Source organism: Vibrio sp. NC2 (assembly GCF_025195005.1).
In the GTDB taxonomy this organism is placed as follows: Bacteria; Pseudomonadota; Gammaproteobacteria; order Enterobacterales; family Vibrionaceae; genus Vibrio; species Vibrio splendidus.
On record NZ_JANVFC010000029.1, the window covers coordinates 1 to 14982 of the forward strand.

Here is a 14982-nt window from a genome sequence, read left to right on the forward strand (position 1 = left end):
GAGTGCGCTTAATGTAGTGTTTATTTGGAATGGTCATCATTAGTCCTCAATGTGTAAACACATTTCAGGACGGGACAGCTTCAGATAGCAAAAAGCCGCTCATTAAGAGCGGCTTTTTTTGTCGCTGAAACCATAAGGCGTCCAACCAACCAATTTAATTTCAATAAGTTACATAATAACTAAAACCATAATACGTCCAAATTTAAAACCATAAGATGTCTTTTCTATACGTTTCAACGAAAACACTGAAGTTAAATGTAAAAAAGTTACACAACACTAAAAACGGTTACAATTTGCTATGAGTAGAACTTAATAATTAAGGTACGACAGAATCGCTTGGTGATCACAGCATAGTGAGCATGTATGAAACACACTTTTGGACAGAAATGAGCTACAGCTTCCCCTAAATTAGCAATTTATAGATAACTAAAGGTATGGAAAGTCGCTTAACGTATCGTCCAGTATTGATGGTGCAGATCACTTATCAAGCGTGTGTCGATTTAGACCAGTGGATACGTCGACGAGTACGTATGTGCTACTGGCGTCAGTGGCGTAAACCACGGACAAAGGTGCAAAACTTACTTAAACGCGGAGTCTGGATCCAAACTGCCGTTGGTTGTGGTATCACAAGCAAAGGGCCGTGGCGAAGTTCGAAAACACCTGGGATACAGCAAGCACTGAGTAATGATTACCTTAGGAAAGCGGGATTATTTTCACTGAAAGACGGATGGATCGCTGTTCAATATCCAAACCAGAAGATATAAGTTAGGCGTTCTGAATGAACCGCCCTGTGCGGATCCGCATGCAGGGTGGTGTGGGGGCTGGAGGGTAAATACCTCCGGCTACCCGATTATGTGTGTTGTTAATTTTTTTGACTTACCCATTTTTTTGAAAGCGATTAAGTTAGGTATAGAAAGCAGGATAAGTTAAGAATATGATTATTTTACGACTTTAAAACGAATAAAAAACAGACTAGTTTCTTTTGAGTAAATCTTCCGTAAAAGCCACTTTAAAATGAAAACAAATGGTAAATTTTCAGCTCTAGCGTGCGTTCGATTTAATTCATTAAACTCAACTGCTTCAATGCTAAGTATTTCAATCTGGCAAATCTTCTGATTACTCTCATAAGTATACGCATTCAAAACTTGACCTACAGAGAAGTTACTCTCGGAGTGATCACGAATGGTCGCAGTCTTTTTACCAGTGATTATTTGAGTTTCCAACCGTGAGAAAAAAGTGATTTTATCCAATGATTTATACCTATCCTTCAAATCAGTACGAACACATAACATTCTTAATAACAGGCCTGCTCGTTTTTCTGCTTGCCTAACTTTCATTCAGGCTAACATAAATCACTGAAATATAAAAAATATGCATCACATTCAGCATTTTGTCTTCACATAAAAATGAGCGTGCGTGTTATCTCTTTTTAACAATGCTCGTTATCTCAGATAGGACAAACAATAAGCTCATAATTAACAATGGCTTATTGATTTTTCTATCGACAAAACGAGAGTGAATCCTCGACAAAACCAGCCATTTTTATACTTTGCAGTCAGATAAACCCAATAAACTGTACAAACAGTCAGGTCATAAGACTGACATAGCTATTCCTACACATTAGAAAAACTTACTTCGATTGGTAGTAGTAAAATGTGTAGAGTAAATGCTCTAAGTGGTTTTGGGGCACTTTCAAGTTAGAAAGTGCCACGAGTCAAAATTCAGATCTATGAAGCCTCTGGACATTTCCGAGTTAGGGGTGGACTCCAACTCGTTTCATTCGGATAAGGAAAAGTATCTGAAGCCTAAACGCTGTATGCACACACTACTTACTTGTAGCTAAACGGGCAGCAAGTCCCAAAAATACCACACCCAATACACCATCGATATGACGGTTTAAACTAAAGTTACGACCTAGCAAAGAACCCAACTTACTAAAAGAAAGTGAGAAAATAGTATTGATACATAAAACAATACTACTAAGAATGATTCCAAGTATGAGTATCTGACTGGTTAAAGCACCATCAGAATGCGTAAACTGAGGCAAGAACATACTAAAGAAGAGTAACGCTTTGGGGTTCATAATATTGTTAAGCAAACCACGGTAGACTAGCTCTTTATTACCCAAAGACTGAATCGTCTGACTTGCAGATACGTCTCCTTTATTCTTTAGCCATCCACGTAATAAATTTATTCCAAGCCAAGATAGATAAATTGCCCCAACAATTTTGATTAGCAATACCAAAGGTGGCATCGCTTGCATCAGTTTTCCTAAGCCAAATGCTACCAATAGTGTTTGAATTAACCCCGCAATGAAAATACCAAGTGACACCATTACTCCAGCTTTAAAGCCACGAGTCGAAGAATATGTTGATATAAGTACTAAATCTGGCCCCGGAGAAATTGCTAAGAATATAGTGGTAACAAAGAATAGCGGTAATATCGTGGTATCAATCATTTTTTACTGGCTCCTTTCTGTTTGCCAGACTTTACCGACTAATCATTTGAGATGAAAGCTAAATGACTGCCACAGGTAAAAATTCAGCTTGTGAAGTTTCTGGACAGAAACGTGCTACCACTTTTTCTAAATTAGCAAATAATCAACAAGTGCGGGTATGGCAAATAGTATAAATGACATGCAGGACACACAATTTACTTATATAGAGGCTCGGGTTTGTTCAACACTTAGGATTTAACGTCGGCTACGCAACGCTTAATCCTTATTTGTTATAGCGCTTTGCCGTTTACAAGTGACCAATGATGAGGCATTAATTCTCGTATAGTTCTGAAAACCAATGCATTCTCTGGAGTCGTAATTGCTGCTTTGACATCCCCACCCCAGTGGACAAGGCGCTCTTGGCAAACTCCGCATGGTGACAAGATTAGAAATTCATCTCTCTCGCTCTCACGACACAGGCATAATGAGTGGGTCACTCGCTCATTTAGTTTGTGAGCCTCTAAATACGCTCCCACTTCCATGCATAGTGAAAGAGCATCGTTTTTAGTATCAGGAGCAATGCTTGTTAATATTTTTCCTGACTCTGTTCTAACAGCCGCAGCACCACCCCAACCAGAAGGATATCGCATATTTACCAGTTCTATCGCTGCTTGATAGAGCTCTTTTTCGATATTATCCATGACCATCCATATTCAATTTTATCGAGCGCTATAACGCTTTATCTACGGATTTTTTCCGTAACTATATGCAACTAATGGTACACCTAATTCTACTCACGTTCAATCTCATGCTCGTATTGCCTAGGATGTAAACTTCAGAAATTGCGGAAAGTTTCCGTATGACTCCGGCAGCTCCGTAACAATACGATTTTCAACCTACATACGCTCAAAATAAGCTCGGTCTGACTCTCTTTCATTGGATTAGATTTGCTAGGGAAGACGCATGCCCTCTAAAATGAGTAGAGCTTTTATTCTAAGTAGATTTGGGGCAAAGACGTGTTTGCTATAGTCGGTTCACATAACCTCTGCCAAGTGAACTGACAGAGGAAATATGACAAACTTTATTGGAATCGATCAAACATATTATCTTCCGGTAAGTGTTTTGTATTTTAGTAAGGTCTCACCATTAGTCTGAATTCTCATTAATTAGTGTAATTGACATTTACTTACATCAAATTACGCAACACAGCCTCAATGCGAAATAACACTTCTAAGGCACATAGAACTTTTAGCAATTGAATATACTGCAATTAACTTTACGTTAGTTGCAGTTGAACACCACTCTTAATTTGAACAATCGTTCAACAAGATGTATGATTCACCAAAACAACATTCATTTAAACAGAGGTTGCAGATGCCTTTAGCTCAGTTTATTAAAACCGCAGGCGAACCTACGATACTAAAACGCTCACTCAAGGTTTCTTTCATAGTTGGCACCATTCTTATGTTCATTAATCACGGTGACAAATTGCTCTCCAGCAACATTGACGCAACGCTGATCATTAAGATCTTAATGACTTACTGCGTACCCTTTTGTGTGTCTACCCAAGCCAGCGTTTCTGCAACTCTTCAATCCCGAAAGAAGGTCGTCTAATAATGATATTTTCGTTTAAAAAACCGTCATCGGATACTGTCGAAGTTCATACTAGCCATCTTGCAGAACTGAAGAAAACCTCTGAAAAGTACTCTCTATTCAAACAGAATGATCCCACCGACTATGCGAAGAAAATTCACGTCAATGCGGCCAATGTTCATAAAGCGTCACGAAGTCGTGCGAAGTCGATTGAACAGAGCTATGAGTTAGTGAATCACTTCATCGAGCAGTCAGAAAGTATTAACAAGCTGTCTTGTGAGAGTCATCAATACTCTAGTCAAACGGCAGAAACTGCGGCTAATACCATCGACAAGCTGGAGGCTTTGGAAGAACAGGTATTGGTTTCTAAAGAAAAGATCTGCCAATTTAGCGAACTGCTCGAATCACTGGATGAGATTAACAAGAACGTCACTCAATTGGTGGATTCTATTAAAGGTATAGCTGCACAAACAAACCTGTTGGCGCTTAATGCCGCGATTGAAGCCGCTCGTGCTGGGGAGCACGGTCGCGGTTTTGCAGTAGTCGCAGACGAAGTCCGTCAACTTGCGAATACGGCGAATCAGTCCGCTGAGAACATCGATACTGAAATGGCATCGATTTCAAAGATATCAGACAACATTTTCAACAAACAAAAAGAGGTTGAGGACGTCATTATTCTCAGCTCAGAAGTAACCAAAGACACCATGCATAACATGCAGAACTTGATGAACATGTCGCTTGATAGTAAAACAGCTTCTAAAACCATTATGGACGCCATTGAGGCTCAACTGTCCGACTCCAACACGGTTAAGCAAAACATGGAAGCCCTAGTTGAAGACACCAAGCTATCAATAAGCCTCTCGGGCAACAACCATGAACTCGCGGAACAAATCGTCAACTCTTTATCTTATCTGCAACTGAATGATAGAACGGAGCAAAAAAGAAATGCTTAGCTCCGATAGCGTGTAAGCAAATAAGGAAAATTGCGACATGAACCAAAGCCAAACACCACTTGAAACAGGGACTGCTGTTTCACTGAGTGATATCTTAAGTGAGCGTTCACTCTATTCATATGTTCAGTCTATTAGAGATCTTAAACGCCAGACCACTTATGGACATGAGGTTTTAGTTCGTGGTCCTTCAGACTCCTTATGGCATCGACCCGATCAGTTGTTTATCGCTGCTCAATCACAACAGCTCAGCAGGCAATTGGAAATTGTCATCCTCGAAGTTCATCTTGAAAACATTGCCGCCCATACATCTATAGGATGTTACACCGTTAATCTTGCTCCTAACCTGTTGTTAGATAACACAGTATTTCAGATACTAAACCGCTACGCACTGGCTGAAAGAATTAAGATTGAGCTCACTGAACACTTACCGATACAAGACTGGCAACCAATAAAACAGCGAATGGCTCAATTGAGAAAGCAAGGCTATCAGTTCTGGCTTGACGATGTTGGCTGCGGATTTTTTGATTTGGCGCTGATCGATGAAGTCAAACCAGAGGTAGTCAAACTTTGCATTAAAATCATCAGCAGGCTTACGTTTGATCCTACTCTAGTCGATGAAATAAAAGCGGTCGTCAAAGCGGTTCATGACTACGGTGGCGCTGTTTTAGCTGAAGGAATTGAGGAGCAAGTACAGCTCGATATGGCGGAGCAACTGAACATCGATCTAGCACAAGGCTATCTTTTTGATAAGCCACAGCCACTTATTTGAGTCACAAAAAACCAGCCCTCAATAAAAAGCGTACAGTTGGGTTTTGGTATCCTTATTGTTCTATTTATTGAGACTATAGATTGATATAGCTACATTTATCTAAAAATACCGACAAGTATACTTTGCTTCAAGTAGAACAAATCCACCCAACTTGAAGAGGTATACCAAATGTCAAAGCCACTCAACACTATCACTCGCGCATGCTCCGCTCTTTTGATTCTCGCAGTAACGCTGCAACCACAGAACACACTCATACAGAGCAAGTGTAATTGAAATTCCCGTACAATAGGGACACCGTTCTTGCTGGCTTTCTTTCGGTTAGTGCGCAGCTCGTTAAGGGCTACGAACCTGAACATTGTTCAATAATTAGGAAGGTAGATATGACTTTTTGCAAAGTTTTATCCAATAGTGTGCACGATCCTAATCTGGTATGACATTAGGAAATGTATGTAGAACCGGTGACGCTATCTACCGGCTAAAAAATTCTCTGGTTCATAAAGGGGCAGAAATAATTCACGAAACAGGTTGTTTCGCAATTGTGCAAGGACCTCTTGCACAATTGAGTCCGAGAGTTTGTCCAACAGCCTGTTGGGCAATTGGGAAACAGCTTGTTTCACAAATAAATCTCATGATGGTCTCTTGCGTTCTAAACACGCCTTGGGGCACTTTCGAGCTAGAAAATGCCACGGGTTAAATGGCCAATAGACTCGCCTCAGGCTTTTCTGTGCTATAAATTCTTCAACTCTCATTCCAGTGAAACTCTGCATCAACAGTCATTGGGAAACCATTTTTCATCGCGTCCCACAATACAGGAGCAAAGGTTTTAAGCGTTTCTATATTTGAATCTTTATACTGATCACAGCTTGAGTCTTTACCAAGTTCTAGCCATTGCTTTACCGTATATGCATCAGCACCTTCATAGAGCCAGTCTCCTACATCTTTTTTGACTGACTCCTCTGTACCTGTTTTGATAAAGACATGCCGGCCTTCACCAGTTGCATGATAGTCAATCACTACAACCTTAAATAAGTTATGCTCTGCTTGCATGTTCTCTAAAAACTCCTTTTAAAAGAATCACTTTAGCCATCAATACCAAGCCTATGTGTGAAGCAATTTAAAGTTTAGTATAACAAGATAAAGCTCTCACCAACTTTAAAAATAAAAAACCATCACGCCTAAACATGATGGTTTGATTATTAGCTGCTTGTTCAGCAGGTTGGTTGCTTTCTTCCTGGCCTATTCTTAGCTGCCTATGCGGCAGGACACTGATAGTAGCAATGGTTGATGCGTACGTAGAAATTCTTAGCTGCCTATGCGGCAGGACACTGTTAACTATAGTCACTAAACCGTTAATGCCACTGGTTTTACATCACAAAACCCCAAAATACCCTTTTTCTTCTTACTTCTGTAAGTCCTTGTATTTACTTCTCTGGAAAAGGGCTTCCAAAAAAAGGTTAAAAGCGTAAGTCGGGAACTGTTCCTCTTCTTTCTTGATTGGTGGCTAAACCATAGCTATTAAAGTTTGCTGCAACGCTCTCACCGACAAACTCCTTTTGCACGAACAAAATATAATCTTGTGCTGATGAGCCGCTAGAAACGGGGATTCGATGAAAACTATCGATAACTCGCTCTTCATTAGTGGCTGGTAATGATGGTTCATCGCCAGATAGTTCAGCTCTTGCCATACTACGTTTGATTCGGCGTTTCTTAGAGCCCAAAAAGTTTTTCCCAATCGCTTGGTTACGGACAAACCTCACCTCAGCCGCAGTGTCAGGCACCTCACAAACACTAGAAATCTCAAACAAACCTTCATTTACCATCACAGAGAAATAGGGCTGAAAAGAAAGTCCAACCATCATATCTTTATCTTCAGCAACAAAAGCTATGGTTTGGCCAACCGTAACATCACTCCAATCAGGAAAGCTCACACCAATCCTATTCATCGCTTGTCGGTTATTGGCCATAAACAAGTGCATTTGGGATATACACCGTCCTGTCAATAATTCATGGTCGGCTTGTTCAGGCATGTAACGTATTAATAAATAGTAACGCTTAGTCATAGCTCTCCCTTACTTAGCCTTCGCCTTCGCTTTTGACTTTGACTTTGACTCTGGATTTGAGCAATTAAACAGTCCACCCTTGATCAAGACCGACATAATAAAGTGAACGTCATTTGGGATGGTCTGAGAAGTTGTCATTGTATCAATCCAATTCTCTGTATTTCTGAGTAATTGGTAGAAGTCATTTCCATGGGACACGTGTCGCCTTGCTATAACGTATTCTCGGTCTGCCCCATATTCATTCACTCTTAAGGGTTTATCTGCGTCTTCATGCCACCAATCGTCAATCGATTGCAACGCTGCTCCAACTTTTTGACCATGAAAAGCGACTGTTTCCTTTCCGTTTGATAGTTCGACAGTGGCTAACTGCTTAGTAGGAACACCATCTTCTCGGCTATCTAAAAACTCTTGGCTTGGGTAAACCTCATCTCCCCAACCAACTCCAATTTTAGCTTTGACATCCATATAGAAATATTCGGTCGGATCAGAAAGGGCTCGCATCAAATAGGCTGTGAGCTTTTCTAGACACCCTGCTGAAGCTTCGTCCCAATGACCATACCAAGAAAGCCTTGTTGCGTTTTCTATAATCAAGGTTTGTGAATCACTGGTGGTCACTTCTATCGACAATTGTCGACACTCTCTATTTCTCCAAAGCCAAGTGCCAAGCAGGATGTTCTTTGCGTAACGTTGAGCGAGCTCTTGATACCCATTTAGCTCTTTATAAGTATTAGCCAGTAACGAGAGTTTAGAGCGGACTTCATCATCACTGCAGATGTCTGGGGTTAGAGAATTGGCTCGAATTCGAAGGGGGAATGCACAGTAGATATCATCGACACCTGGCTTTACGTAACACTCTTCGATGAACTGAGGATTGGAGTGAGCTAAATCTTGTGGAGCAACATTCTTTTTTACAAACTTGCCCCCTTTATAGGCTTCTGCATAACCACCCTTTGGTGCGCGCAACCTAGTTCTGTCAATTTCAAGGGGACACATCTCACCACTTTTCGAAAGGTGGTAGAAATATGCTTTGCCAGCAGAAAGAGAGCGTACGTAGTTCAGCTGAGTGCAAAGTTCCATAAACGATTAATCCCTATAGGTTTTTATAAGAATAGTTTCGCTACTGCATTCTATCGACCAAAAGGCATGATTTAAAAAGTGATCTCTTCCACTAAAACGTACTTCTATGGGGCTAACTCGCTGAGCAAGTCCTATCGCATTCTCTGCATAAGCGTGACAACTGGTGATTGAGTTGCCCCGTTTAGTTGGACGCTCTAACAAATGGTAACCAATAGAAACTGGTAAGTTATCAGCGTCTTTAGTGATTAAACGTTCTAGCTCATCAAAATCATTCGGCTGTTTTTCACTTGGATATAACCATCGCCCGTATGCTGGTAACCCTTTTAAGACATGGAAAAGCTCACTCCTGCTGGTAAATGTCTTAAGCCACTCAACCTGCGTCGATAGCTGCGGTTGGTATAATGCCCCTCCGGCGAAAGCAACGGGAAGAGCAGTTTTAAGCGCTGACTTAAAATCTGAAATACGACTATCACTATGGACTCTGATAACTAAGTCTATTTCAATATCCGCCAATCGTTCTGTGCGGATAGCAGGCCGTTTTACGCTAGAAACCGTTCGCGCTTTGGCGACTGAGTTAGGTTCTGTAAGCTTAGCTGTCGGTTGAATGTTCTCGCTTCGAACATAAAAAGAGAAACTCGAAAACTCAAACGGGGAATCACAATTAACTAGCTTATTAAACTCTCTTTGGTAATGGTGCATGAACCCCCAAATAGCAGTCAAAGAAGGAGCACCACACAGATATGGGCTACTCATTGCGACCGCATCTTGCACTCTCATTGATGACAAATAGATATACTGCTCACCCGTTACCTTATCTTCATTGCCATTTGGTTTACTGATTTGTTCAAGTACCCATACGATTTGGGCTTTGACGACCTGCATAAGCTTAGGGTGATAGGCAAACTTCGCGGCATACTTGTTATTCTGAAACGTGAGATGCAAGCGACGGTTAAACTCACTAGCTAAGGAGCCTAGATCCGCTTCTGGTCGGATCAAAAAGGCTTGAGCTAAAGTGTCATCATGTTCCAATTGCTGTTGGTTGGGGGCAGCGTCAACGATATCTCTTAACTCAATTAATGGAAGCATCCACAGGGCTATCTGCTTTCGCAATATCTTACTTCTAACCTTACGAGCGCTCTCTCTTTGCTTCTGTGTTTTTGATGGTTCTGATCCAATTAAGTGGTTTAACACCTGACAAATTTTAGCGTTAGTTACCTGATAGTCATCAAAGTAGTGGCCACTCTTTTTGCGACTTTCAGTTAACGTCCCATCCAGCGCTGGTTTGACGTCTAGCGGGTAGTTTAGGACTTTCATATGCCCACCTAAACTGCCACACAGATTCCCGATACTTGCCGAGTTTGGCAGCGATGAAGACACAAAGCTGAGCTCACTTTTTCGACTTCTCGATCTCACTTCTAACTCTCTTTGGATGGCATGACTTACCACTGGGGTCACCGAAACATAATCGTCCCCCCATGGAAACCGCAGTTGCTTGCTGTAAGTACTGACACTGTCAGGAAAACTATTTTCAGGAAGTTGTTCTTCAATTGTATGTTTTAAGCGAGCAAGTGAATTAGCACCTAAACCAAATTCTTTGAGCAGCTCAACCCAAACGGGGGTTTCTTGCTGAACAAGTGAAAGAATACATACGGACTGTGATTGCCAACGAAAAGGATTCAATAACCACAATGTATGACGATACACCGCGGAGTTATGAGCCCACCCTAACCGTTGCTCTAATACTGCGCTTGAAATAAACGCATCGGTTGTCACAAGAGGCTGTGCAACTATCCGCTGATCTTTAACTCGGCAGTCTGGAAACTTGAGATTATGGGTGTGGAACCATTTGATCTCATCAAGGGATGCCTCTAGGTTCTCTGCGGCTTTTAAATGCCTTTTAGCACGGGCAACATCCAACCAATCCGAGCATCTATCCGCTTGATGGCTTGAACTGAAATTAAGCAAGATCGTTAATGCTTCTTTTTCATACCCTTCAACACAGACATCTTCCGTATAGGGCATGAACATCTTCTTTAGCGCAGCCTGCTTTACTGCCTCGTCTTCAATTGCTAATAAGCCACTTAATTTCGTCATAATTACCACTCAGGTAGATACACACTTAAACCATCACTTTCAGATCTCATTCGAGTCAATTTTGTCTCGATGACACTTCTTAAAGTAAACGCCGATTCATGACTCGCTATCTTTGTATGCATTCGCGGTCTGATCGCGGCTTTAATCTCACCAAACTCATACAGCCGATACACTTCATCCGTTGTGCAAGATAGCAATGTAGAAGCTTCTAGAGGGCTGAGCAGTACATCACCGATATTTCCTTTCGCGCTTGAAGGTACTATTGCCATAAGCTGTGTAAAGTAAGCTAACACCTGTGTCAGCACGATATTGTGACTCAACTGCCGACTGGGTAACTGACGACAATCTTTAAGCAGAGCGCCAAATGCTTCATTGAAAAACATCATCTTCCAACCTTTGACTCGAACAAGTTCAGCCTTCTCTTTCAAGACATCAAGGTCTTGCCACAATGCTGTTGGCCAAGCGCCACAATATTCAATGAATGACTCAAAGCTGAGGTTTTCGATATCACCATAGCGATTTACATACCACAGTAAAAAACCATAGCGCTCAGAGAGGGTCATTTCTTCCTTCAGCAATCCCAAGGGTTTTGAATCATTTCCTGACAACCATCGGGCAACCAAAGTCTCAGCCTCTGGAGCATCTTCGACTGACGAGTTTCGGAGTTCAAAACCACATTCACATTGGCTAATACTCTCGGTACTTTGGTATTCAAGCCTCGACTTACACTCAGGGCAGTGATGAATCAGCTTACAGCCATGATGTTCACAAGCTTGGTGAGAGATAAATTGCCACTGCTGGCGAATGTAGGGTGCTTCGTTAACACACAGAGAGCAAATAGGCGTGAAGCGTTTGCGAAGAAAAGCATAAGGGTAGTCAACGCCAAATCTATGAACAGCTTTGTATTGCGGAGAGAATTGAGCTTTTGAATGTGATAGCGCTAGGCGCAATACACCAAAATTGTTGAGCTTTAATTGGTTCTCAAGATGGATAAGCACTCTCACCCGCATTTGGCTTGTGGTTTGAGCGTGGTAGATATTGACTCGTTCGAGCTCTAAGGGGAAAGAACCAGCAATCGCTTCATGCTGATCCATGGTGTCGAACCAAATGTCTTCTGCGAAATGAGAAAATCGCTCGTAACCTTGCTCTTGCGATAAACGCAACAAGAAGCTTTCGAGCGATTCGTCAGGGTAAAGTTGAATGTCCGTTTCCACATGCCACCACTAAAACTTAGAATTTCTAAGTTTTAGTATTGCCGAAAATCTCATTAGGTCAATTGAATCAGCGAAAAATTATCATTTAATTTTTTCAAAACATGAACATTACTCAACAAATGGCAAAAGCAAAGCTGTCAGCGTAAACGTAGGCTTTTCATAAGGTAAACTCATTGAAGCAAGTTGTTGTTCTAAATACGAATCATAACGGGGTATTTCCTCGTCAGCATCGAACACATAACTTGTATCCCAACAGATCTCTCTCGTTGTTTTCGGCATATGGTCATACAACCCGATAAGCTGCAACATTAGAGCTTCATCTGAAAGAACCCTCAGGTCTTCGGTTCCAGTAACAGCTATCGCCGTAAATGACTGGTTACCATCATCACCAGTAATCAAATCTTTTACCGTATAGACAAGCACTGGATCTTCAATCCCTTTAGCTACCGCAACACTTCCCTCAAACTCTTCTGCTTCGGCAATTGCTTTATTAAAGATCATGTGACCAATACCAAGAACATCAACATTCTTATCTTTGATTGAACGATCAAATGTCAGGCTCTCATAGCGTCTCTTTATACCATACTGGCTTCTCCAAGCACTCGGTGTTTTAAAGCTCATCAAACCGTCTTTATTTTCCAACAAATGCCCATTAAGCTTTAACATACTCTCGAAAAATTGCTGCATATTGATTAGATCTAATTTTGGCACTTCGTCTAGGTTTTGGTATTCAAACTTATCAGCATTACCAACCAAATCTTTGACAACTTTAACAGCAGATTCCCCTCCAAACGTCCCAGACCTAGCATCGAACCATTCTCTCAACTGCCCAGAGCCTTGAGCAACACCTTCGGCAAACAGTTGATTGAAGAAACCTTTGTCTGTCATCCCCAGAATCAGTTGCAGAAGATCTTCAGGCTCATCCATAGCTGACCCTAATGAACGCATAACACTTTCGATCTTCGAGTTAAGCAAACTCCAAATTCGCGACTCTACAGTTTCAGGATTTCTAAGCGTATAAACTTCAACACCATGTTGTTGCCCATAACGGTTCAAACGACCCACTCGTTGATGCAAGCGCATTGGATTCCATGGAAGATCAACATGTACCATCGAAAAACAATTATCTTGCAAATCAATACCTTCACCACCCGCTTCAGTACAGACGATGAATCTGACTTTCCCTTCTTTAAACTGACTTGCAGCCTCATACCTATCAAGTGACCAAGTGTAGGTATCTCCTTGTTCACTCAAAACATTGTCTAAACGACCGTCTCCGTTAATAAAGCTACTGCAACCAAATCCAAATTTACTATTCAAGGTGTTGATAATGAGTGCTTGCGTAGATTTATATTCGGTAAAGAACACAACTGTTCTATCTTTAAACTCATCATCCAACAGTTCGATTAAAGTGCTGATCTTTGTCTCGGATTGAACCTTGCCAGACAACTCTTGCAACTCTTCTAGCATTGGGAGTTCATTTTCCATCAAAGAGACTTTAACTGATGTGCTAACGTACTCAGCTTCTAGCTCCACGTATCTATCATCAAGCTCAGGGGCTTCTAGATCTTCACCTAGATTAATCAGTTCCTGACCGATAACCTCTAAGAGCCGTTTGCTATCTCCAAGTCTATTAATACGCCTACTTATTGCAGAATGGATAGCAGATACGGAGCTCGCGGCCAATTTTTGCATCGCAATTAAAACAAGCTGCACAGCTCGCTGATCGACTTTTGCTAAAGATGACGCATAGGCTTGCCCAGTTAAAATAAAGTTTGTTAATTTGTCATAGAATGCTTGTTCTTCAGAAGAGTAGAAATAAGTCTTAGAGCTAACATTAACTGGCTTAAAAAGCGTATTACCATCCATGTCTGTCACAGACTGCTTATTATTTCTAATCACCACATCCTTAACGTATTGCTGTTGTAAATGAGCCTTTTTCTTCGGATCAAAACAATCTGGGCGCAGCAACTTTAATAGTGCAAAGAAACCATAATCTTTTCCTCGGTGAGGCGTCGCGGTAAAAAATAACTTTGACTGAAACTTGTTATGCTCGATTAGTGACTGAACGAAACGATAACCGAGTGTCGCACCAGAATCTTCTTGTGCATTCAGATGATGCGCTTCATCAACAATCAGCAAATCCCAATCTTCCGCCTTAAGCATCCTTTCATGCCTACCGTTAATATCCTTTCGCAGAGTTGGCAAAGAAGCTACGACAAAATCATGCGTATTCCAGTAATCTGAGCGCTCTGTATCCAGCTCTCCAGAGTACATCGTCAAACGAATATCAAACATGATTCGTAAACGCTCTTGCCACTGAGGAGCAAGAGAGGCCGGTGTTAATATCAGAATACGGCGCACTCGCTTCTTAGCAATTAACGGCCATAGAATCAGCCCAGCTTCAACGGTTTTACCCAAACCAACATCATCTGCGATAAGTTTATTAACCGGCCACTTTCTAAGTGTCTTATGGCAAACCCAAAGTTGGTGTGGCAGGAGGTTTATTCGGGATGTAGAAAATACTCCCCAACTATCATTGATCGATCGAATTGCTAATGCCTGGCAACGGGCAACGACTTCTCTGAGATTATCCTTCTCCCCTTCAGACACGACATCAAGTGCTGTTTTCACTAGCTCTAGCTCTGTAATTGGCCGCTCTTCAAAGCCACTTTCAAATCGCACTAAAGCAGTATCGCCTCGTACCAGTTGTACTTCACCAATACCAAAGCGTTGGTGACGAACTGTGCTGCCATCTTTTAACTCAATATTTGATTCAATCATT

At 41.4% G+C, this 14982-nt stretch carries 13 protein-coding genes; 4 read left to right on the plus strand and 9 right to left on the minus strand.

What is annotated here, in order from left to right; translation table 11 throughout:
* Positions 1–434 precede the first annotated feature (434 nt).
* A complete protein-coding gene (locus NX845_RS21920) occupies positions 435–764 on the plus strand; it encodes a group II intron maturase-specific domain-containing protein (RefSeq protein WP_258185727.1) in 330 nt (109 codons plus the stop codon).
* 174 nt (positions 765–938) lie between these two features.
* On the opposite strand, the gene yqfB is transcribed toward NX845_RS21920, so the two are convergent.
* The 3 genes from yqfB to NX845_RS21935 form a co-directional block, all read right to left on the minus strand.
* On the minus strand, positions 939–1337 hold the full coding sequence (gene yqfB / locus NX845_RS21925; protein ID WP_258185728.1) for a N(4)-acetylcytidine aminohydrolase: 399 nt from the start codon (positions 1335–1337) through the stop codon (positions 939–941).
* Positions 1338–1825: 488 nt separating this feature from the next.
* Positions 1826–2458, minus strand: a complete 633-nt coding sequence (locus NX845_RS21930) for a LysE family translocator (RefSeq protein WP_065612742.1) — start codon at positions 2456–2458, stop codon at positions 1826–1828.
* 269 nt (positions 2459–2727) lie between these two features.
* Positions 2728–3138 carry a cytidine deaminase gene (locus NX845_RS21935; protein ID WP_029405823.1) on the minus strand — a complete coding sequence of 137 codons (411 nt, stop codon included), beginning with the start codon at positions 3136–3138 and terminating at the stop codon, positions 2728–2730.
* A 673-nt stretch (positions 3139–3811) separates the two neighbouring features.
* Between NX845_RS21935 and nrtS the strand changes: the two genes are divergently transcribed.
* Genes nrtS through NX845_RS21950 form a run of 3 tightly spaced genes read left to right on the plus strand, consistent with a single transcriptional unit; the run spans position 3812 to position 5752 of the window.
* On the plus strand, positions 3812–4051 hold the full coding sequence (nrtS, locus tag NX845_RS21940; RefSeq protein WP_017095112.1) for a nitrate/nitrite transporter NrtS: 240 nt from the start codon (positions 3812–3814) through the stop codon (positions 4049–4051).
* A 2-nt stretch (positions 4052–4053) separates the two neighbouring features.
* Complete coding sequence (locus NX845_RS21945; protein WP_260257148.1) at positions 4054–4983, plus strand: methyl-accepting chemotaxis protein; 930 nt, start codon at positions 4054–4056, stop codon at positions 4981–4983.
* A gap of 37 nt (positions 4984–5020) precedes the next feature.
* Complete coding sequence (locus NX845_RS21950) at positions 5021–5752, plus strand: EAL domain-containing protein (RefSeq protein ID WP_061024056.1); 732 nt, start codon at positions 5021–5023, stop codon at positions 5750–5752.
* A 738-nt stretch (positions 5753–6490) separates the two neighbouring features.
* Here the strand turns inward: NX845_RS21950 and NX845_RS21955 are convergent.
* The 6 genes from NX845_RS21955 to NX845_RS21980 form a co-directional block, all read right to left on the minus strand.
* Positions 6491–6799, minus strand: coding sequence for a hypothetical protein (locus NX845_RS21955; RefSeq protein WP_260257149.1), 309 nt, complete (start codon positions 6797–6799; stop codon positions 6491–6493).
* Positions 6800–7206: 407 nt separating this feature from the next.
* Positions 7207–7812: a type I-F CRISPR-associated endoribonuclease Cas6/Csy4 gene (gene cas6f / locus NX845_RS21960; RefSeq protein ID WP_260257150.1), complete on the minus strand. Its 606-nt coding sequence runs from the start codon at positions 7810–7812 to the stop codon at positions 7207–7209.
* A 9-nt stretch (positions 7813–7821) separates the two neighbouring features.
* Entirely contained in the window at positions 7822–8889 is a 1068-nt protein-coding gene (gene csy3, locus NX845_RS21965; protein ID WP_260257151.1) for a type I-F CRISPR-associated protein Csy3, read from the minus strand.
* A gap of 6 nt (positions 8890–8895) precedes the next feature.
* Positions 8896–10983: a type I-F CRISPR-associated protein Csy2 gene (locus NX845_RS21970; RefSeq protein WP_260257152.1), complete on the minus strand. Its 2088-nt coding sequence runs from the start codon at positions 10981–10983 to the stop codon at positions 8896–8898.
* A gap of 2 nt (positions 10984–10985) precedes the next feature.
* Positions 10986–12197: a TniQ family protein gene (locus NX845_RS21975; RefSeq protein WP_260257153.1), complete on the minus strand. Its 1212-nt coding sequence runs from the start codon at positions 12195–12197 to the stop codon at positions 10986–10988.
* 108 nt (positions 12198–12305) lie between these two features.
* Positions 12306–14981, minus strand: a complete 2676-nt coding sequence (locus NX845_RS21980) for a DEAD/DEAH box helicase (RefSeq protein WP_260257154.1) — start codon at positions 14979–14981, stop codon at positions 12306–12308.
* Position 14982 lies beyond the last annotated feature (1 nt).